At 54.9% G+C, this 18,781-nt stretch carries 20 protein-coding genes; 14 read left to right on the forward strand and 6 right to left on the reverse strand.

Features of this window, described 5'->3' with window-relative positions:
* Window position 1: 1 nt before the first annotated feature.
* The 3 genes from WCE46_RS08845 (at window position 2) to WCE46_RS08855 (ending at window position 1,975) form a co-directional block, all read left to right on the forward strand.
* A complete protein-coding gene (locus WCE46_RS08845; protein ID WP_424733331.1) occupies window positions 2-685 on the forward strand; it encodes a hypothetical protein in 684 nt (227 codons plus the stop codon).
* A gap of 56 nt (window positions 686-741) precedes the next feature.
* Window positions 742-1,362, forward strand: a complete 621-nt coding sequence (locus WCE46_RS08850) for a peptidylprolyl isomerase (protein WP_424733332.1) — start codon at window positions 742-744, stop codon at window positions 1,360-1,362.
* Window positions 1,363-1,501: 139 nt separating this feature from the next.
* Window positions 1,502-1,975, forward strand: coding sequence for a peptidylprolyl isomerase (locus tag WCE46_RS08855; protein WP_424733333.1), 474 nt, complete (start codon window positions 1,502-1,504; stop codon window positions 1,973-1,975).
* 106 nt (window positions 1,976-2,081) lie between these two features.
* Here the strand turns inward: WCE46_RS08855 and WCE46_RS08860 are convergent, their stop codons facing one another.
* Window positions 2,082-5,606 (reverse strand): PAS domain S-box protein, encoded by a 3,525-nt coding sequence (locus WCE46_RS08860; protein ID WP_424733334.1) that lies wholly within the window; start codon window positions 5,604-5,606, stop codon window positions 2,082-2,084.
* 164 nt (window positions 5,607-5,770) lie between these two features.
* Between WCE46_RS08860 and WCE46_RS08865 the strand changes: the two genes are divergently transcribed.
* Window positions 5,771-6,688, forward strand: a complete 918-nt coding sequence (locus tag WCE46_RS08865; protein WP_424733335.1) for an HD domain-containing protein — start codon at window positions 5,771-5,773, stop codon at window positions 6,686-6,688.
* A 22-nt stretch (window positions 6,689-6,710) separates the two neighbouring features.
* Here WCE46_RS08865 and WCE46_RS08870 read toward each other — a convergent pair whose 3' ends face one another.
* Complete coding sequence (locus WCE46_RS08870; protein ID WP_424733336.1) at window positions 6,711-7,217, reverse strand: GTP-binding protein; 507 nt, start codon at window positions 7,215-7,217, stop codon at window positions 6,711-6,713.
* A gap of 274 nt (window positions 7,218-7,491) precedes the next feature.
* Here WCE46_RS08870 and WCE46_RS08875 point away from each other — a divergent pair, with 274 nt between their 5' ends.
* From WCE46_RS08875 to WCE46_RS08895, 5 genes are read left to right on the forward strand one after another with little or no spacing between them, the layout of a single operon-like run.
* The gene (locus WCE46_RS08875; protein WP_424733337.1) at window positions 7,492-8,013 is read left to right on the forward strand and encodes an OsmC family protein; all 522 of its coding nucleotides are present in this window, start codon (window positions 7,492-7,494) and stop codon (window positions 8,011-8,013) included.
* Between the two features lie 28 nt (window positions 8,014-8,041).
* Window positions 8,042-9,322, forward strand: coding sequence for a double-cubane-cluster-containing anaerobic reductase (locus WCE46_RS08880; RefSeq protein WP_424733338.1), 1,281 nt, complete (start codon window positions 8,042-8,044; stop codon window positions 9,320-9,322).
* Window positions 9,319-10,068 (forward strand): acyl-CoA dehydratase activase, encoded by a 750-nt coding sequence (locus WCE46_RS08885; protein WP_424733339.1) that lies wholly within the window; start codon window positions 9,319-9,321, stop codon window positions 10,066-10,068. The genes WCE46_RS08880 and WCE46_RS08885 overlap by 4 nt, the downstream gene beginning before the upstream one ends.
* A 25-nt stretch (window positions 10,069-10,093) precedes the next feature.
* Window positions 10,094-10,627: a C-GCAxxG-C-C family protein gene (locus WCE46_RS08890; protein ID WP_424733340.1), complete on the forward strand. Its 534-nt coding sequence runs from the start codon at window positions 10,094-10,096 to the stop codon at window positions 10,625-10,627.
* Between the two features lie 14 nt (window positions 10,628-10,641).
* Window positions 10,642-11,793: a double-cubane-cluster-containing anaerobic reductase gene (locus WCE46_RS08895; RefSeq protein WP_424733341.1), complete on the forward strand. Its 1,152-nt coding sequence runs from the start codon at window positions 10,642-10,644 to the stop codon at window positions 11,791-11,793.
* A gap of 120 nt (window positions 11,794-11,913) precedes the next feature.
* Here WCE46_RS08895 and WCE46_RS08900 read toward each other — a convergent pair whose 3' ends face one another.
* Window positions 11,914-13,158, reverse strand: coding sequence for a DsrE family protein (locus WCE46_RS08900; protein WP_424733342.1), 1,245 nt, complete (start codon window positions 13,156-13,158; stop codon window positions 11,914-11,916).
* 154 nt (window positions 13,159-13,312) lie between these two features.
* Window positions 13,313-13,882: a hypothetical protein gene (locus WCE46_RS08905; RefSeq protein WP_424733343.1), complete on the reverse strand. Its 570-nt coding sequence runs from the start codon at window positions 13,880-13,882 to the stop codon at window positions 13,313-13,315.
* Window positions 13,883-13,971: 89 nt separating this feature from the next.
* Here WCE46_RS08905 and WCE46_RS08910 point away from each other — a divergent pair, with 89 nt between their 5' ends.
* The 3 genes from WCE46_RS08910 to WCE46_RS08920 all read left to right on the forward strand — a co-directional run bounded on the left by WCE46_RS08910 (window position 13,972) and on the right by WCE46_RS08920 (window position 15,630).
* Window positions 13,972-14,844, forward strand: coding sequence for a 4Fe-4S dicluster domain-containing protein (locus WCE46_RS08910; RefSeq protein ID WP_424733344.1), 873 nt, complete (start codon window positions 13,972-13,974; stop codon window positions 14,842-14,844).
* Window positions 14,845-15,065: 221 nt separating this feature from the next.
* The gene (locus tag WCE46_RS08915; protein WP_424733345.1) at window positions 15,066-15,227 is read left to right on the forward strand and encodes a hypothetical protein; all 162 of its coding nucleotides are present in this window, start codon (window positions 15,066-15,068) and stop codon (window positions 15,225-15,227) included.
* A gap of 184 nt (window positions 15,228-15,411) precedes the next feature.
* Entirely contained in the window at window positions 15,412-15,630 is a 219-nt protein-coding gene (locus WCE46_RS08920) for a KTSC domain-containing protein (RefSeq protein ID WP_424733346.1), read from the forward strand.
* Window positions 15,631-15,786: 156 nt separating this feature from the next.
* Here WCE46_RS08920 and WCE46_RS08925 read toward each other — a convergent pair whose 3' ends face one another.
* Window positions 15,787-16,053, reverse strand: coding sequence for a rubredoxin (locus WCE46_RS08925; RefSeq protein WP_424733347.1), 267 nt, complete (start codon window positions 16,051-16,053; stop codon window positions 15,787-15,789).
* 157 nt (window positions 16,054-16,210) lie between these two features.
* Between WCE46_RS08925 and WCE46_RS08930 the strand changes: the two genes are divergently transcribed.
* Both WCE46_RS08930 and WCE46_RS08935 read left to right on the forward strand, forming a co-directional pair.
* Complete coding sequence (locus WCE46_RS08930) at window positions 16,211-17,398, forward strand: aminotransferase class V-fold PLP-dependent enzyme (protein ID WP_424733348.1); 1,188 nt, start codon at window positions 16,211-16,213, stop codon at window positions 17,396-17,398.
* The gene (locus WCE46_RS08935; protein WP_424733349.1) at window positions 17,385-17,750 is read left to right on the forward strand and encodes a hypothetical protein; all 366 of its coding nucleotides are present in this window, start codon (window positions 17,385-17,387) and stop codon (window positions 17,748-17,750) included. Before WCE46_RS08930 ends, WCE46_RS08935 begins: the two co-directional genes overlap by 14 nt.
* A 225-nt stretch (window positions 17,751-17,975) precedes the next feature.
* Here the strand turns inward: WCE46_RS08935 and WCE46_RS08940 are convergent, their stop codons facing one another.
* Window positions 17,976-18,776 (reverse strand): formylmethanofuran dehydrogenase subunit C, encoded by an 801-nt coding sequence (locus tag WCE46_RS08940; RefSeq protein ID WP_424733350.1) that lies wholly within the window; start codon window positions 18,774-18,776, stop codon window positions 17,976-17,978.
* Window positions 18,777-18,781: the final 5 nt, after the last annotated feature.

The following is an 18,781-nucleotide window of genomic DNA, read 5'->3' on the forward strand; positions in this document are numbered from 1 at the left end:
TATGGCACAGGCATATTCACATTCAACAAAACTCTGGGTAACTGCCCTTGTTGCAGTCATCATTATTGCCGGGCTCACAGCGCTTGCGTACACCAGCTCGGATGCAGCACTCAAAAGTACCGCACAGTTCGGCCTTAAATCGACAGCCGGCGTCATGGCAACGCAGATCAATGCAAGCGAGATCCAAGGGCTCATACCCGGCGATGAAAACTCGATGCAGTACCTTGCCATCGCACAGAAACTCCGCACGATGCGCAGTATGAACGACCACATCATCAACGCGTACATCATCACGGTGAACACGACCGATAAGTCGGCAACGTTCCTCGTCGATGACCTGTACCCGGTGGACCCATCAGGTTCCGCACGGATCGGCCAGGCAGATACCTCGCCGGACAAGATGCAGATCTTCGCCGCCCTCTCGGGCCCGACAGTATCACCCCAGCCGTACTCCGATTCATGGGGTTCGTTCATGTCCGCTTACGCCCCGATCGATGACTCCCTTAATGACTCGAATGGCAACACCGTTGCGGTTCTCGGCATCGATGTGGCAGCAGGCGATTACGTGACCTCGACCTCACAGGGTACATGGATCATCGTGACCGGCGTGGTTTCCATCATCATCGTGCTCGGTGCGCTCTACGTCTTTGGCCGCAAACCTGAGGATGCGCCGAAGATCCCCTGATCGGATCTTTTTTTTTACATAACCTTTTTTTTCGCGCCGGGCAGACCGGGTACGGCATGAAACTGAAACCGCCATTATTGATCCTCGCCGTTCTTGCGTGTGCCCTGATCTTCTCTGTCGGGTGCACACAGACAGCCGGGACGTCTGCTTCCCCATCGGCGACCGTGACGACACCGGGCGCCGGTTCTCCGGTAACAACACAGGCTGCAACCCTTGCATCTTGGGACAAAGTACGGCTCGAAACGACGATGGGCAATATCACGATCGCGCTCGACCCAGATATGCCAATCACCGCAGGCAACTTCGAAAATCTAACCAAAAGCGGGTTCTATAATGGCGTCACCTTCCACCGCGTGATCGCCGGGTTCATGATCCAGGCAGGCGACCCGACCGGCACCGGCAGAGGCGGGCCCGGCTACACCATCCCCGATGAATTCACGGCCCACAACCACAATATCAGGGGCTCGGTCGCAATGGCAAACAAGGGAGTCCCGGACTCGGGGAGCTCGCAGTTCTTCATCAACCTCGTGGATAACACCCGCCTCGATACAGGGTACCCGGTCTTTGGGACCGTGACCGACGGAATGGCTGTGGTGGATGCAATCGGGAACGTCACCACCGATGAAAACAACCGGCCGCTCACGAACGTGACGATCCTGCACGCAGAGATGGTGTGAAAAGACACCTGCCGGACGCGGAGCAGTATTTTTGCCGCAGGGCATTGTGGGCCGGACGGGAAATTCCCGCACCGGGAGCCCTTCCCCTCTTTTCGCACAACAAAGAATATCTTTCACATGCAATACTTCCCTTGTAACCATGACACCAGCACAGGAACCCGGAAAACGGGTACGGCTCGAAACGAACATGGGCAACATAACGATCGCTCTCGATCCCGACATGCCGATCACCGCAGGCAACTTTGAAACGCTCGCAAAGAAAGGATACTATGACGGCGTCATCTTCCACCGCGTGATCGCGGGGTTCATGCTCCAGGGTGGCGACCCGACCGGTACCGGCAGGGGCGGCCCGGGGTACGTGATCAAGGACGAGTTTACGGCCCACAATAAAAATGACCGGGGCACCCTCTCGATGGCAAACGCCGGCCCGAACACCGGGGGTTCGCAGTTCTTCATCAACCTTGTCAACAACAACTTCCTCGACGACAAACACCCGGTCTTCGGGAAGGTCGTGGGAGGCATGGATGTCGTGGACAAGATCGGGAAGACAAAAACCGACAGGGATGACCGTCCAAAAGAGAATGTCACGATCCTCCACGCAGTCGTAGAGTAAGTGATCCGGGGAAAAGATCCGGTAGTATTCTTTTTTTGTGGGTTTTATCACCGGCTCGTTGACCGGTTGAAAGTTCATTTGCAGGTGTCCGGTAGAAACCAGCACCTCAGGTAAGCCGGTACCCCCCATCTGGCACAACCATCTCAAACCGTGCGCCTTTGCCCGTTTCACCCGTCTCTTTAATCGTAATGCCCGTGGTAGCAAGAATCTCCCGGATCAAAAACAAGCCAAAGCCGGTATTCTTCCCGTACCCCCGTTCGAAGATGAGCACTTTTTCGTGCACCGGGATCCCGGCTCCATCGTCTTCGCAAACGATAACAAGCCCGTTTCCAGATTTGTGGGACGAGAGCCGGATGGTCTTCATTGCCTTCCCGCCATACCGCAGGGCATTGTCAACAAGGTTGAAAAACACTTTCTGGAGCAGGGGGTCGGCAATAATTTCGATGTTGTCAGGAAGACCAGTAACGTTCAGCTCTGTGCCGGAAAGATCCAATCCCTTGATGCCAAGATCGATACACTTCTTTACGTTCTGCCAGGACGGGGTGCTCACCCCCAGGTCCTCATATTCCTTAGTGAACTCTATCTGGCGCTGAATATTGTGTGCCACAACCTCTTCCTTATCGATGATTTTTTTCAGATCCGGGTCCTGCACGGTCATCTTTGAGAGGTCAATATACTGAAGCAGCGCCGTGAGCTGGTTTTTGATATCATGGCGGGTGATGCCCGAAAGGAGATTTAACTTCTTATTGACGAGCCTGATCGCTTCCTCCGCCTTTTTTCGTGCTCTTACATCCCGGACAACGGCAAGGATTACGTTTTTTCCCTGGATGGTGACGACATGGGTGTTGACTTCCACCGGTATAATGGTACCATCCTTTGTCATGTGGCCTGTTTCGAAGCTCACCATTCCCCGCGTCCGCTGGTCTTCAAAGATCTTTTCCAGCGGAGGATTGTGGTATTCCGGGGCGATATCAAGCGGGGATTTTTCCAGCAGTTCTTCTTTGGTATACCCAAGCATCCGGCAGGCGACATCGTTGACATCGGTGAACCTGCCAGGAGTGCCATTTTTGAGAATTTCGTGGAGATAGATCGCATCGGTGGAATTATTAAAGATATCGCGGAACTTCTGCTCGCTCGCTTTAAGTGCCTCCTGTGCCCGCCGCCGTTCGGTCACGTCCTGGATGATTGAATGAAGGTACCGGTGGCCCTCCTGCGTGATGGGGGCGCTGAAGACTTCGACGTCCCGGATCTCCCCGCTTTTTTTCCGGTGCCGGAACTGGAACACCGCTCCCTCATCCACCCTCGCATGAGCCATATCCTTTAGAGTAACGTCAGGATCCTGGATGTTGATCTCCGTGATATTGAGCCCGGCAAATTCTTCCCTGCTGTACCCATAGTAACGACTGGCAGCGGCATTTGCATCCACAAGCCTGCCGGTCTCCGGGTCAACAATGAACATAACGGTATTGTTGATCTCGAAGAGATCCCGGTACCGTTTCTCGCTTTCCTTGAGCGCTTCTTCTGCCTCCCTGCGTTTCGTGATATCGCGGAGGATAACAAGGCCGCCGGGCTTGTTGTTGTACCAGATGAGAGCGACCGTAGATTCAACCGGAACCGGTGTACCGTCCATCATCAGGTATACAATCTCTTCGAGACCGACCGGTTTGTGCTCTTTTACCACAATCCGGGCCCGTTCATATACCTCTGCATGGTACTTCGGGTCAATCCGGTCAAAGAGCGATGTCCCGAGCAGCTGGTCTGCCGATGTGGCTCCCATAAGCCGGACCATGGCCGGGTTGACATAGACAAAATGCTCAGCGACGGAAATATAGAGGGCATCGGGTGCGGATTCAACCATTCCCTGGAAATTTTCTTCATTCTCCCGGAGCTGGCGTTCGCTTCGGGCAAGCTCGTTATACTGCCCCCGCAGTTCCTCTTCGGCAGCGGTGATCTGTTCATACGCAGCCTGGAGTTCTCCTTCTGTATTCTTGGACTCCGTGATATCCCGGAATATGCCCTCAACCCCGGCATAGTTCCCGTTGGCATCGTAATAGGCATGGCTGCTTGTAGAGACCGTAATGAGTGCCCCGTCCTTTCGTTTCAGCAGGGTCTCCCGGTTAAAGACAGCGCCACCTTTTTTCAATGCAGCAAGGAGATCTTCCCGCTGTGCCGGATCCGCATAATACTCTGTGGCCAGCCTGCCAATCATCTCGCCTGCATCCGCGTATCCGAGAAGCCCTGCCCCAGAGGGGCTGATCATCACGAGGGTCCCGTGCGTGTCCGTGCGGTAAAAGACATCCTGTATATTTTCAAGGATGGCCCGGTATTTTTCCTCTGATGCGGCGAGCTCTTTCTGGTTGGCGGCGAGGGAGTCGTACTGCCCCCGCAGTTCCTCTTCGGCGGCAGTGAGCTGTTCATTTGCTGCCTCAAGCTCGATCTCGGTCTGCTTGCGTTCGGTAATATCGTGAATGATGCCAAAGACCACCCGCTTTTTCGAGTCATACGTGGCGATGGAATGGATATCCCGCAGTGTCCCGTCGGAGGGCTGCCGTATCCTGAAGTCCAGATCATAGGGCTCGCCACTCCTGATGAGGGCGTAGAGCGCATCGTCCATTGCCCGCCGGTACTCCGGCAGGGGGATCTTCTGGACCGCGATAATCGGCATCTCGATCTCTTTTACACCATAAATGGCAGCGGCATTCTCTGAGGCCGTCATTATTCCGGCGTCAAGGTGGTATTCCCAGTGGCCGACATGGGCCACCACTTCCGCCCGCTTTAACCGAAACTCGCTCTCTGCGAGGAGCCTGTACTGTTCCGCCACAATCTCTTCTGCTTTTTTCCTCTCGGTGATGTCCCGGATGGACTCGATCGAGCCGGAGATCTGCCCGTTCTGGTCGTAGAGCGGGCTCGCTTTTCCCCAGAGTGTCCGCGGTTCTCCCCGCAGGTGGGGGAGCACCGTCTCGGCAGCAAGCATCGTACCGTCCCGGACAATATGGGAATATCCGGTGCTCAGATCCCCGGGTGGCGAGAAGACCCGGTCGATCAGCATCGATCTTGGATCCCCGTAAAACGGAACTGCATACTCGTAGTTTCCCTTTCCCATCATGTCGGACGCCGCAATACCGGTCATCTCCTCAAGGGCATGGTTCCACGCGATGACAGTTCCGGCCTTGTCGATAGCAAACGTAGCATCGGGAAGGAAGTTGATAATATCAGAGAGTCTTTTCTCCGATTCGATACGGGAACGTTCAGCAGTACGCCGAGCCACTGCCTGCCGGATCTTGTGGGCGAGCTCGGCAAACTGCGCCCTTGGATCACCCCCTTTCTGGATATAAAAGTCCGTGCCGTTGTTAATGGCATCAATGACTACTTCTTCACGGCCCCGGCCGGTAAAAAGGATGAAAGGGATGCTGCCAAACCCGGCCCGGACAACTTTGAGAAATCCGATGCCGTCCATCCCCGGCATCTGGAAATCTGACACAACGGCATCGTACACACGGTCCCGCAGGGCGTCAAGCCCCTCTTGTGCAGATAGTTTTGTATCGATAGAAAATTCTCCGGTGGCCTCCAGGAAAACTTTTGCAACGTCGAGGAGGTTTGGTTCATCATCGACATAGAGTACGTGATACATCCAGTGCCCCGGCTCCTATTCGGTAATTGACTGACGGGGAATATAAATGAGTGGGTACTGGTTTCCCCTTTTTGATTACCCGTGTGGGCAATTCTCTACCCGGAGGGGTCCCAAAGCAACACCTATGTGCCGGGCCGGAGAGAGTATACACGAAGGAAGCGAGCATGAAAAAAATACCCGTCAAAGAAGATCCTGATCTCGAAGAACATTCCACGGGGATCATCAGGCACCACCTCGCCCGCCGGCCCCGGGCAAAAAAAATGTGGGAACTCCTGACCGGGGATCCCGAAGTGCAGGCCAGCTGGCGGATGGCAAACTATGTCGCTGCGACGAAACTGGGGATGAACGACCATGGCAGAACCCATGTCACGGTCGCCACCGCATCAGCGCTCACCATGCTTGACCTGCTGGACGATTCGCCGTTCGTGCCCGACATCATCACCGGCAAATTCGGAGACCGGGACGACGCGGCGCTCGTGGTGCTGACCGCGATGCTCTGCCACGATCTCGGGAACATGGTGCACCGCGAGGACCACGCGGACCTCGGTTTAGTGCTCGTGATGCCCATCCTCGACCGGCTCCTGCCGCAGATCTATAAAGATCCGGCACAACGCACCGCGATCCGGTCGTTTATCCTCTCTGCCATGTACACCCATCATGGGGTGCCGCGGCCGATCACCATCGAAGCGGCTCTTGTCTGCATCGCGGATTCGACCGATATGACCAAGGGCCGGGGCCGGGTCGCGTTTGAATCGGGAAGCATCACGATCCACTCGGTCTCAGCGCTTGCTATCGAAAAAGTTGAGATCAAAAAAGGGAGCGAAAAGCCCATCGGCCTTGTGATCCACATGTCCAGTTCGGCCGGGATCTTCCAGGTGCAGGAGATCCTTGCACCCAAGGTGCGGGCCGGGCCGCTTGCGGACGCGGTCGACGTGATAGCGGTGACAACAGAAGGGGCACATGCAGCAGGGCAGGCGATTGTCTCCGGGATCCGGATGCAGGGCGTAAAATTCGTACCCTATACAAAGGGGGATAGCAGCGACCGCCGGACCGCCCCAAGTCAAAAAAAGCGGCGCCGATGAGAGTGCCGGGGGATCTCACCTTTTATGCCGACGGGTTGCCAGTGACGTGGGGACGGAGCGTGCCGATGAAATTTTCGACAGCAATACGTGCCTGTTTGTGGTCCTTTGATGAGACGGCCGCACACCCGGCACCGGGGAAATGCCCTTTTGCCTCGTCGGGTTTTGCACCGACCGTGTCGCACTTGTTGAGGAAGACAACAAACGGGATCTTCTCGGCACCAATCGAAGTATAGAGGTGCTCCACGAACTCATCGACGGGGGATGTTGCATCCACGAGCAGGATTGCCCCGTCCATGCCTTTCCCGATGATCTCCCGGGCAAACTCGAAACGCTCCTGCCCGGGGGTTCCGTACAGGTAGACTCTTTTTTCGCCGAGCTGCACCCGGCCGTAATCGAGAGCGATGGTCGTGGTGCCACCCGAACACTCGGCCTCGATGTGCTTTGCCTGCGGGTCGAGCGTCTGGATCAGCGTGGATTTCCCCGCCCCGAATGCACCAAAAACGACTATCTTGTACTTTTCGTCTGCCATTATTGTACGATAGGGGTGGGGGGTGTTTACTGTTTCGGTCTGTCAGGATGAACCATGAGGGCCACAACAGTTCTCTCCATTACCATCACCTGAGAGGGGGAGGGGGTGTTTCGGGCAAGGAGATTCCGGCTCCAAAAGAGATCGCAGGTGCTCTCTTCCGGCACAACAAAAACCACCATGATTCCGAGGCAGGTAAAAATCATTGCACAATAAATCCTGCAGGATTAATAAATTTTATTAACACACACTCCAAATAAAATTGAGAGGTTAACTAATGAGCATCAATAACATCGACACCAAGCAGATGATTGAGTACAAAAAGGAGATCCAGAAGACACCGGTGAATGCAAAGTTCACCGCGAAGATCGAAGGCGACTGGCTTTTCCAAGAAGGCGGCCCGCAGTTCCAGTCGGTGGTCAAGGTAAAGGATGGCACTTACACGATGGAAGCCAGCCACCCGAACTTTACCGGGCCTGCAAGCCGTCCCGGCCCGATGGCATTTGGCCTCTTCTGGTTTGCCGCCTGTTTCTCAAGCACCCTTGTCACCGAGGCCTCGTTAAGAAACATCAAGCTTACCAGCGTGAAGACTCGGGTCGAGGCCGATCTCGATTATACCGCCCAGTTCGATCTCGGCAAAAATCCTCTCGTGAATGCATTCCGCGTCTTTATGGACGTTAAGGGCGATGTAACCGAAGCCCAGCTCAAGGATCTCAAGGAATATTCCCTGACGCACTGCATGGGCATGTTCACCATCCAGCATGCCATCGCATTGAAGGCAGAAGTCAAAAAAATCTGAAATCATCGACAAGGCAGGTTGTACAACAATGACAGATTACACGGAGATGTGGACGTCACTCGGTCTTGATGTGGACGGCCATAACGCACTGCTCGCAGGTCTCGGGAAAGCCTACACCGATATTTTCCTTTCCCAGAAAGACCGCCCCGAGGGAATGAAGTACTTTGATTTTGTGATGAGCGAAGTCCACGGGCTGCGCATCAAGGAGATTGTGGATGCAAAAGCGCAGGGCCGCACTGTTATCGGCTCGTACTGCGTCTTTGTTCCCGAAGAACTCGTCCTTGCCGTGGACGGTGTGGCAGTCGGGTTGTGCGCCGGTGCGGAATTGGGCTTTGAAGCGGCTGAGGCACTCCTTCCGCGGAACACATGCTCGCTTATCAAGTCCATGTTCGGGTTCAAACTTGGGAAGCTCTGCCCCTACGTGGAGTCGTGCGATGTCATCGTCGGGGAGAATACCTGCGACGGCAAGAAGAAGGCGTATGAGATCTTCCGGCCACTCGTAAAGGATCTCTATGTCATGGATCTCCCGCAAACAAAGAGTGAGATGGGAAGGCAGTTACTCAAAGAGGAATACCGCAAGTTTATTGCAAAACTCGAAAAGGAGAGCGGGAAGAAGGTAACCGTCCAGTCCCTCAAGAAAGGAATTGAGATCGTCAATGCAAAGCGCAGGGCGATGATCCGGCTCGCCGCGATCCGGGCCGCAGACCCTGCACCGATATCGGGACTTGACGCCCTCCTCATTAACCAGGTCTTCTTCCACGATGATCCTGTCCGGTTTACCGACTCGGTCAACAAGCTCTGTGACGAGCTCGAAGAACGCGTGAAGAATCACAAGGGTGTCTTCCCCAAGGGGACAACACGTGTCATTGTCTCGGGGTGCCCAATGGCTGTCCCGAACTGGAAGCTGCCGCTGCTCATTGAGACAAGCAATGCCGTTATCGTGGGCGAGGAATCCTGCGTGGGCGAACGCGGCACCCGGTGGCTGACCGAAATAAAGGGCAACACCGTGGAAGAACTGCTCGATGCTATTACCGACCGGTATTTCAATGTCGACTGTGCAGTATTTACCCCGAACCCCTCAAGGATGAACTATTTAAAGGAGATGACCGAAAAACTCCATGCAGATGGGGTCATCCACTACAGCCTTCAGTTCTGCCAGCCATATATCATCGAGAGCGGACCTGTAGAAAAGGAACTGGAGAAATCGCACATCCCTACCCTGCGCCTTGAGACTGATTACAGCCAGGAAGACGCCGGGCAGCTCAAGACACGTATCGAGGCATTTAACGAACGCCTGAAGAGAACATGATATACGCAGGAATCGATATCGGATCGCGTACAATCAAGTTTGCCGTGCTCGAAAATGGCAAACTCGTTTTTTCCCGCAAGTCAGTTACCTCCCACGATCCGCTGGGGACTGCACGGGAGCTCATGGCCGGTGTGGCGTTTGATCGCATCACCGCAACCGGGTACGGGCGGCACCTTATCAAAGGGCACCTTGCCTGCCCGGTGGTAAGCGAGATCACCGCCTTTGTTCTGGGCGCCCGCTTTTTTTCAGACGACTGCGGATCCGTCCTTGATATCGGCGGACAGGACACCAAGGCCATTTCGCTGGACGACAAAGGCAATTTGTGTAAATTCGAGATGAACGACCGGTGTGCTGCGGGGACCGGCCGTTTCCTTGAGGTCATGGCGACCGCTCTCGGTTTTACGCTGGAAGAATTTTCTGCCGCAGCGCTTTCGGCAAAGAGGGCGGAAAAGATCAACAATATGTGTACCGTATTTGCAGAATCCGAGGTCGTATCCCTCATCTCCCAGGGTGCGGACCGCAACGAAGTGGCCCTTGGGATTCACAAAGCCATCGTGAGCCGGTCCGCTGGCCTTTTAAAACGGGTTGCACCAACGGGGAAAATATTTTTTGCCGGAGGTGTTGCCTTGAACGGCTGCGCACGGGCCCTTCTCGAAAGCGAGATGGGCGTACCTGTTTTTGTACCACCCGATCCCCAGATTGTCGGTGCGATCGGGGCTGCGCTCTCTGCATCAGAAGATATTTAGGATCATACCAGGGTTGTGTAGTACTATGGAGCTCCATGCCCCCCATCACCGGAGTCATGCTTATCAGGGAAGAGGATCAGGGCCGGATCCGTCACGGGTCCGGAAGATCGCAGAGGAGTACTATCGCTCCGGCCAGTTCTACTGTTCCGAAGCTATCGTAAAGTCCATCAACGACGAGTTCGGGCTCGGCTACCCGGAAGAGGTCGTGCGGCTCGCTTCCGGCTTTCCTATCGGGATGGGCGGTGCCGGCTGCTCCTGCGGTGCGGTGACCGGAGGCGTAATGGCCATCGGGATGGTCTTTGGCAGGGACCAGCCAAAGGATCCCCGGATTGACCGGTGTCTCTGCCTCTCCCGGGAACTGCACAACTTCTTTGCCCGTCAGCATGGCTGTCTCTGCTGCCGCTCCCTGATCCGCGGCATGGTCCTGAAATCACCCGAACATATGCAGCAATGTGTTGCTTTCACCGGTGAAGTTGCAGAAGAGACCGCAAAGATCATCCTGCGGGAACGGGATGACCCTGCGAGAGCAGACTGCCCGGCACCGTCAGACCAACATTAACGGAAGGATCCCTTATGCGAGCAGAAACAATGACCTTTTTTGATGCGGTAGTCCCGGATGCATCAGCAGCGATCAGGAGCATACGCGAACAGGGGAAAAAGTTTGTCGGGATCTATTGCGTGTTTGCACCACAGGAACTCATCGTTGCCGCAGATGCGGTGCCGGTGACCCTCTGTTCCACCCGGGAGGAACCCATCGCAGATGGCGAGAAGTACCTGCCCCGGAACTTCTGCCCGCTCATCAAGTCCTCCTACGGGTTTGCAATAACCGGGAAGTGTGCGTTCTTTAACAACTCCGAGTTTATTATCGGAGAGACCACCTGCGACGGCAAGAAGAAGATGTTTGAGCTCATGGAGACATTCAAGCCGACCGTTGTTCTCGAACTCCCGCAGAGTGCAAAGGGGGAAACTCAGAAGCAGTACTGGCGCTCGGAAGTGGCCCGGTGTAAAAAGGAGATCGAGAAACGCATTGGCGTTACCATTACCGATGCGAAGATGAAAGCAGCAATTACGGAGCTCAACGAACAGCGGGCCCTGATGCGGGAACTGGCCTCCATGAACATGGCAATCCCGGCCCCGCTCTCCGGGATGGACCTGCTCAAGGTGATGTGGGCCCGCAACTTCATGTTCGATCGACCTGCCTTCAACCAGCAGCTCAGGGACCTGATTACCGAACTTAAGGAAATGAAGGAAAAGGGCGAGGGTGCGTTCCCGAAGACTGCGAGAAGGATCATCGTCACCGGCGTCCCCACGGGTATTGGTGCAGAGAAGGTTTTAAAGATCATCGAGGAGTCCGGCGCTGCAATTATTTACGTCGAGAACTGCTCCGGCATGAAGCAGTTCCTTTGCGATGTCGCAACCACCGGCTCACCGCTCGAAGCGATCGCCGACAAGTATCTCAAGACCCCCTGCTCCTGCATGAGCCCGAACACCGACAGGCTCGAACTTTTGGCAAAACTCGCGAAGGAGTACCATGCGGACGGTGTTGTTGACATCACGTGGATCGGCTGCCATACCTACAACGTCGAGTCCCGCGTGCTCAGGGACTACCTTGCCAGTCACGGGAACGTGCCCTTCCTCCAGATCGAGACCGATTACTCACCGGGAGACACGGGCCAGATCAGGACCCGGATCGAGGCATTCATTGAGATGGCAAAACGGAAGTAATTCCTGTTTAGATCTTTTTATACACCGACACCATCAGCGCTGCACCCCGACAACCAAAAAACACCGCGCAGCCGCTCGTGACCGGTAACACTCGTGGGAACGGCCCTGCATGACCCCGGTTCAAAAGAACAGTACCCGCTGGTGGCCTGCCTGCCCTCCTTTCGGGGATGAAAAGAGCAGGTTCCCCAGTTCCGGCATGCCGATGTCAAGCACGGCATTCAGTTTCGGGTTCTTTGTTACCTCACGCAGGTGCAGCGAGGGCTGGAATGCAAAGAACTGGAGGTTATCGCTGCCGGCGACGAGATTTATTATCTCCTGAAGGTTGAACGAGGGCGTCCCCTTCTCCAACTGGTGACTGCCGGAAAGGCCGTAAACTCCGTCCTCGATAAAGATCACCCGGGTCACGATACCCTGTGCAGCAGCGGCGACGCCAAGCGAGATCGCGCCAAGTGCATTTTCGGTGCCGTACGGGGTACTGGTGATGAGAATTGTCAGAGGCGGAAAAAGACCCGTCTCTTCTGATGAGAACGAGGGAGATGTATCCTTTTTCATGTGAATGGATGCAACATTTTCCCCGAGGATGACATGGTTGCGACGGAACCGGTGGATCATCTCCGTGAGACTGCGGATCCGAAACGGCCTGATCGTGCAGGCCGAGACCACCTGCCCTTTGCCGTCATCCCACGTGCTGTACCCCCGTGATGCGGCGTACTTCGAACAGGCGATCATCTGGCATTGCAGCCCGCGTTTTGCTGCTTTTTCGCTGATAGCCTCAAGCCCGCTGCCGATATTCTCGGATTCCGTCGGGTTCTGGCCACTGTGGCTCACGTGGACGCCGTCAAGATAGGCGTACAGGTCGACTGACGCGTGGACATCGAGGGCTGCGGCAAGGCACCGTACCGCAGAGACTGCTGACCGGTGCATGTACGGCGATTCGAGCTGGAGATACCCGATCGTGCTCGGCATCGGCTGTTCGTGCTGCCGTGCGATCTGTGCCACATCGTTCCAGAATGACTGCTGGCCGCTGACCCCGAGGCGGTTGTGATCGATCACCTGATCGTAGTGTTTCATCTTCAGGCCTTCGATCGAAATGCCCCGGCGTTCAAGTTCCTCCCGGTCACAGATGATCCTGACGGACGGCAGAGAAAGGATGATCTCCCAGATCCGCAGGGTCTCGGGTTCATGAAGGCTGTAGAGAGCATCCCCGGTCAGGAGAAAAACAAAAATCCCTTCCCCGCTGTCCCGGGTATGGTGCAGGAGGTTCTCGGGGTTGAGGTTGACAAAGAAAAATTTCAGGCATCCCTCGACCCAGGATAGCCGCTCCTGCGTGATGGCCCCTCCAAAAAGAAAAAAATGTGAGGTCATTGCGTGTCTCTCACTTAACGTTATACGAACCTGATTATTATGAGTTTTGTTCGCGATGTGTCAGAAGAAGAGGTTTGTTATGTTCCGGAATGGAGATTCTTCTGCGAGGACCGGGCTGGCGGGTACTGAAGGGAAGGGGAGATTAAAAAAATTATCACGAGTTGTTCTCTTCCATCTTCTCGCGGACTTCATCGATATGCATCACAATATCAAATGCCGGGCCGGTGAGGCAATAGCCCTGCTTGTCGAGGGCATACACCGGGAACTTCGCAAGCTCATCCGGTACCGGCTGGGCGGTGAGCTTCTTGAAATTGATCAGGTCGCGGGGATTGAGACCGATTTTTTCGCAGATCTCCTTGAGCTCTTTTATCCAGCGTTTTAAGTCCCGCACGTCCGCTCCGTCCCACTTGAAGATTTGGTATATCTTCATGTAGGCATCCCGCTCGAGAATGATATGGGTAGAGGTCTTGTCGGATTTGAGGTAAAAATCAAGGAAGGTCCGGACATCCTTGATCTGCTGGGCATTCTCGTAGGAAATCGCCCGGCATTCCTTGATAAGTTCCTTGAACTCTTCCGGAGCGAGGCTCTGGGTCAGAGTCCCGATCTCTGTGGAGAGTTCCTTGAGATTCTCCTCGGCATCTTTGAGCTCACTGATCATATCCTCGAATTTGGTGTTGAGCTCCACCCCGAAGAATGCCTCCATGTATTCGGACTGCTTTGGCATAGATGTACAATACTTGGTAATCGTATAGTATAATCGTTAGTACATTGACAATGTCTATCCACTCGTACGACTAACACATCAACAGTACTATGCCACGCCGAAGCCAATCGGTCAACCAGGACCTCTATACTAGAGGCGGGATCATCACAGAACGCGACCCCGATTTCTGTATCGTGCGGCTCCGCATGCCGGCCGGCATGATCACGCCCGCCCAGATGAAAGGGCTGGGGGAGATCGCAGCCCGGCACGGGATCGAGAGCCTCCACCTCACCACGCGACAGACCATGGAGCTCCCGCACGTCGACCCTTCAATACTCGAGGAGCTGGTCGATGATCTTGAGGCAAATGGCACGCCGCTCGGTGCCGAACGGGAAGAAATCGTGAATGTGACCTCTTGCCTCGGGAACCGGCACTGCAAGTTTGGCATCATCGACAGCGTGGGTCTTGCAGAAGAGATCGATAAGAAATTCTTCGGGAAGGAATTGCCCGTGAAAGTGCGGATTGCAATATCAGCCTGCCCGAACGGCTGCGAGAGCGAGCGGCTCAACGAGATCGGGATCACCGGCATCCAGAAGCCGATCCGGGATCCCGGGCTCTGTACCGGCTGTGGTACCTGCACTTACTACTGCCGGGAGAAAGCGATCGATGTTCAGGATGGTCTCGTTGTCGTTACCACTGCCAAATGCATGGAGTGCGGGTTTTGCATCCTTCCCTGTCCGTTCCACATTATCCAGGGCGCCCCACCGGAGTACCGCATCACCGTGGGAGGTCACCGTGGCCGGCACCCGTTAATCGGCCGGCACCTTGTCGATGTGAAATTGCCGGAGGACGTGATCCGGGTCGTGGACAAGATCGTCTACTGGATTTACCGGCAGGCCTCGACCGGGTCGCTCCTTCCGGAACAGTTGGAAGAACTTGATTTTGAGAAGTTCAAGAAAGAGATCAATTCGATAGTGCAGTGACACCGCGGATCATGTCCAGTCGTTGTGGATCGGAACCTTTCGGAAGAAGAACCCGATTGGGAGCGGGAAGTCAGTACCCGCAGGTCTTATCCCCTTCACTGCCCCATTGTCACAAGTGGCACTCTCATTTGTGCCTAGGAGAGTAAACTATGACAATGGTCTGGAGTAGGCACCTATCCAATCAGATTCGAGAGATCGGATATGATATCGCTGCAGAAAAAATGGCAGTCGTCTCTTCGGATACGACCCTCAGGTATTATGCACCGGTATCGTATTCGCTCTATAACATGCTTGCCCACGCAACCTTCCCTGAGCGGCTTTACAAAGGGATGGTTGAAGGGAAGATTCCCCTGGTAAGCGGGCCAGCCCTGAAGCGTACGTAACGCGAGGAACCGGGTGAGTTCTTTTGGGACTCATCGTCAGATTTTTTTTTAGGTTTCTGGTGAGAGTCACTCCCTTTTTTTGATCCTGTACATATTCACCGGGCCGCTTTTCAGGCACAATCCTTATCTCCTTCTCCGGCACATTGCCGCGTAAGGCTCCCATCCGGGTGCCCGGGAGAACAGTATGAACATGGTCTGGGACAGGCACGTATCCAACCGGATCCGCGAGATCGGATACGATGTTAAAACGCGGACAATGGCAATCGTATTTGCGGACAAGACCACTAATTTCCATGCACCGGTACCTTACCCGCTCTACGCCTCGATCTTTCACGCAACCTTTCCTGAACGGCTCTACCGGCAGGCCATTGAGGGGCAGGTTCCCTTAGTCAGCCGGTCCTGAAACACGGATAAACGAAAAACGCCGGAAACGAGAGAACGATCCCGTACGTCCGGATCCGTTTCCCGGGTAGTCCGGTGATTATCCTTCATGCGGCGGAGCGGACGCTGATGATAAGAAACGGATTTTAAAAAAAAATAGTGAACGAACCTGATGTGATCAGTAACTGATCGTCCGCATGGCGCGGAGAGTATCAGGTTCCATCTTGCGGAAGTAGGACTTGGGGTGGCCGCAGGAGGGGCACTTCCAGTCAGCAGGAAGATCGGCAAACGCCGTGCCGGCCTTGATCGGCTCTTTTGCCATGACCTTCCCCTCGTACTCTTCAAGTCTGTCCGTGTTTACCAGAATCGTGTTGTTGAACGCCTTGGTCTCTCCGACAGCCGGGTCATAGATATGACCGCACATCATGCACACATACTTGTCCATTGTGATAACCTCGTGTATTGCCTGCACTCAGGTATGTAACCTATTATCATTCACCCCATATTAGCGTATTGAATTTTAATTGAGCACGACCTGTCCGGCCTCTTTTTTCTGGCTCATCCGGACCCCCGGATTTTTGTCAAAAGAACCAAATCAGACCATGACCAAACCTCTAACAATGGCAGAGCACAGGGAAGCGGGCGAACCACCGCTCATCTACCTCAACCACGCGGCGACGAGCTGGCCAAAACCGCCGGAAGTCCTTGCAGAAGTTGCCCGGTGCCTGCAGACGCCCTTTTTCGAGCACGGCCGGTCGACGGCCGGAGGAGCAATGGATTATCCCTCGGCAACCCGGGATGCCATTGCCGGTCTTCTCCACGCAGAGGAGCCCAACCATTTTATCTTCACCGGGAGCGCAACGGATTCCCTCAACCTGCTCATCCACGGGTTTGTGAAAAAAGAGAAAGCGCCGTTCCACGCGATCACAACAGAACTGGAGCACAACTCCGTGCTTCGCCCTCTGCATACTCTTGCCGGGGAAGGGCGCCTCTCGCTTTCCATTGTTCCGTGCCAGGGCGGGTATGTCACGCTTCAGGAGATCAAAAAGGCAATCCGGCCCGAGACCCGGCTCGTGGTGATGACGCATGGGAGCAATGTGCTCGGCTCCCTGCAGAATGTACGGCCCGTTGCGGAGTACTGTGCATCAAACGAAATCTTCCTCATCGTTGATGGATCCCAGACTGTTGGACAGATTCCAATCAATCTTTCAGAAATCCCTGCAGGTGCGTTTGTCTTCACCGGGCACAAGGCGCTCTTCGGGCTCCCCGGTATCGGGGGATTCTACCTTGATGATCCAGAGGCTGTCACCTCGGTCCGGCAGGGAGGGACCGGCATGGATTCCCACACCCTTACCCATCCGCAGGATATGCCGCAGAAGTTCGAGGCCGGGACCCCGAACTATCCCGGCATTGCCTCGCTCCTTGCCGGCATCCGTTTCATCGAACATCGGGGACAGGACGCAATCACCAATAAGTGCAGGGGCCTTACCGTGCTCTTTACAAGCGAACTTAAAAAAAGCCCGGAGATCTCCCTCTACACCCCGGCTCCCGATCTCCCGGTCATATCGTTCAACATCGGGGGACTCGGCAACGACGAGGCCGGGTACATCCTTGCAAAAGCGTACAACATTATCACCCGTACCGGCCTCCACTGCGCCCCTCTCGTCCACGATCGGATCGATGGCGGGAAAGGCTGCGTGCGGGTAAGTTTCTCTCACTTCACAACGCCCGCTGAGTGCCGGACGGCAGCAGAAGCAGTGAGGGAGGTGGCCGAAGGTGCGGGTCGTTAAATCCGTCCAGAACAAGGTCTGTGTCGATGGCTCCCTGATGAAAGAATATATGCTCGACGAGCCGCTCACGCCTGCCTTCCTCGCGTTTCTCCGATTATTCGGGACCGTCAGGGAATATCCCCACATGAAGCACCCGTACTTTTCCTTTGAGCAGGAACATTTCATCTCTGTCAAGGGATTTTCCGGTGACTCAAGCGTGGAAGTGCGGTACAGGAAGGAGTATTCTGACCTGACTGCGGACTACTTCCATCTCCTTCTTTTTTATTTCCATGAAGGTGAGCAGGGTATCATGAAGATGCATGGGATCGAAGAATCCATCCGGGAGAGGATGAAGATCCGGCTTCCCAAATGAAGCGGGTCGAAATGATCGACTGTCATTTTCACGGGCAATCTTTACCCGTGATAACGTGACAACGTTACTGGCAGCAGCAGGATTTTCCGGGAATTTTCCCTGAACACAACCTGCACGGCCTTTTATATTCCGGTTGCAAAAAAACAACCCCGAACGAGAAGCGGATCTCAAAAAAGGAGGTGGGGGAAGTGATCCCTCACCGCGTGTGTGATAGATGTTTTTTTATTATTTTTTCATGTACAGGTGGCCATAAACGGTCTCGCCTTTCCGCTTGGGGTGGCGCTCGCCGAGGTCACCGATGTAATCGACGAATTTTGACTTGGTGCCGTCAACATCGAGTTCGATGTCCCCGACCGGCTTGTAGCCGGGCATCATGACATTGATGGTGCCATAGACATAGATCTCGCCTTTGACCATCTGCCCGCCGACACGGCGGTTGGCATTGCCCTTGAGGATGATGGTGCCGCCCTCCATGTGGGTACCGAGATGGATGTCGACATTGCCCTCAACTATCAGCGTGCCACCGGTCATAAATGTTGCGACATCGGAGCCCGCATTGCCCTTCACGCGGAGGACACCGCCGCTCATGCCTCTCCAGTCGCCACGGTATGCAGCGCCGAGATAATTTCCGGCATTGCCGTTGATGGTAAACTCGCCGCCCGCCATTGCAAGGCCGCAGAAGGAGTGGACATCTCCATTAACGGTGAGTTTTCCGCCCTTCATCCAGCTGCCGGTGTACATATCGCAGGCCGAGTTGACGACCACTTCGCCGGCCGTCATCTTGGCGCCGATATACTTCATCTTCGTGCAGTCGCCGTTGATGACAATCTTCGTGTCTGCTGCTGTTGCTCCTGCCTCCCCGGTAACGGTAAAGAAGTCGCCCAGCGTCAGGATCTCTTTTCCCTGGAAAACGGGAAGCTTTGCAATCTCGTCGGCCTTCTTGCCGGCAAATGTGTCAGGGTTTACCTTCTCCAGTTCCAGATAGAGTTCCGGTTGCGTTTTTATTGTTAGTGTAACCGTGTTCATTCTTT

It is taken from the genome of Methanoregula sp., from assembly GCF_049690535.1.
In the GTDB taxonomy this organism is placed as follows: domain Archaea; phylum Halobacteriota; class Methanomicrobia; order Methanomicrobiales; family Methanospirillaceae; genus Methanoregula.

Excerpts from the sequence above, each read along its gene's own strand:
- WCE46_RS08895 (WP_424733341.1), top strand. The coding sequence starts at position 10,642 with ATGCGAGCAGAAACAATGACCTTTTTTGATGCGGTAGTCCCGGATGCA.
- WCE46_RS08860 (WP_424733334.1), bottom strand. The coding sequence starts at position 5,606 with ATGTATCACGTACTCTATGTCGATGATGAACCAAACCTCCTCGACGTT.
- WCE46_RS08890 (WP_424733340.1), top strand. The coding sequence starts at position 10,094 with ATGGAGCTCCATGCCCCCCATCACCGGAGTCATGCTTATCAGGGAAGA.
- WCE46_RS08925 (WP_424733347.1), bottom strand. The coding sequence starts at position 16,053 with ATGGACAAGTATGTGTGCATGATGTGCGGTCATATCTATGACCCGGCT.
- WCE46_RS08875 (WP_424733337.1), top strand. The coding sequence starts at position 7,492 with ATGAGCATCAATAACATCGACACCAAGCAGATGATTGAGTACAAAAAG.
- WCE46_RS08885 (WP_424733339.1), top strand. The coding sequence starts at position 9,319 with ATGATATACGCAGGAATCGATATCGGATCGCGTACAATCAAGTTTGCC.
- WCE46_RS08865 (WP_424733335.1), top strand. The coding sequence starts at position 5,771 with ATGAAAAAAATACCCGTCAAAGAAGATCCTGATCTCGAAGAACATTCC.
- WCE46_RS08940 (WP_424733350.1), bottom strand. The coding sequence starts at position 18,776 with ATGAACACGGTTACACTAACAATAAAAACGCAACCGGAACTCTATCTG.
- WCE46_RS08855 (WP_424733333.1), top strand. The coding sequence starts at position 1,502 with ATGACACCAGCACAGGAACCCGGAAAACGGGTACGGCTCGAAACGAAC.
- WCE46_RS08905 (WP_424733343.1), bottom strand. The coding sequence starts at position 13,882 with ATGCCAAAGCAGTCCGAATACATGGAGGCATTCTTCGGGGTGGAGCTC.
- WCE46_RS08900 (WP_424733342.1), bottom strand. The coding sequence starts at position 13,158 with ATGACCTCACATTTTTTTCTTTTTGGAGGGGCCATCACGCAGGAGCGG.
- WCE46_RS08850 (WP_424733332.1), top strand. The coding sequence starts at position 742 with ATGAAACTGAAACCGCCATTATTGATCCTCGCCGTTCTTGCGTGTGCC.
- WCE46_RS08930 (WP_424733348.1), top strand. The coding sequence starts at position 16,211 with ATGACCAAACCTCTAACAATGGCAGAGCACAGGGAAGCGGGCGAACCA.
- WCE46_RS08870 (WP_424733336.1), bottom strand. The coding sequence starts at position 7,217 with ATGGCAGACGAAAAGTACAAGATAGTCGTTTTTGGTGCATTCGGGGCG.
- WCE46_RS08920 (WP_424733346.1), top strand. The coding sequence starts at position 15,412 with ATGAACATGGTCTGGGACAGGCACGTATCCAACCGGATCCGCGAGATC.
- WCE46_RS08880 (WP_424733338.1), top strand. The coding sequence starts at position 8,042 with ATGACAGATTACACGGAGATGTGGACGTCACTCGGTCTTGATGTGGAC.
- WCE46_RS08915 (WP_424733345.1), top strand. The coding sequence starts at position 15,066 with ATGGCAGTCGTCTCTTCGGATACGACCCTCAGGTATTATGCACCGGTA.
- WCE46_RS08845 (WP_424733331.1), top strand. The coding sequence starts at position 2 with ATGGCACAGGCATATTCACATTCAACAAAACTCTGGGTAACTGCCCTT.
- WCE46_RS08910 (WP_424733344.1), top strand. The coding sequence starts at position 13,972 with ATGCCACGCCGAAGCCAATCGGTCAACCAGGACCTCTATACTAGAGGC.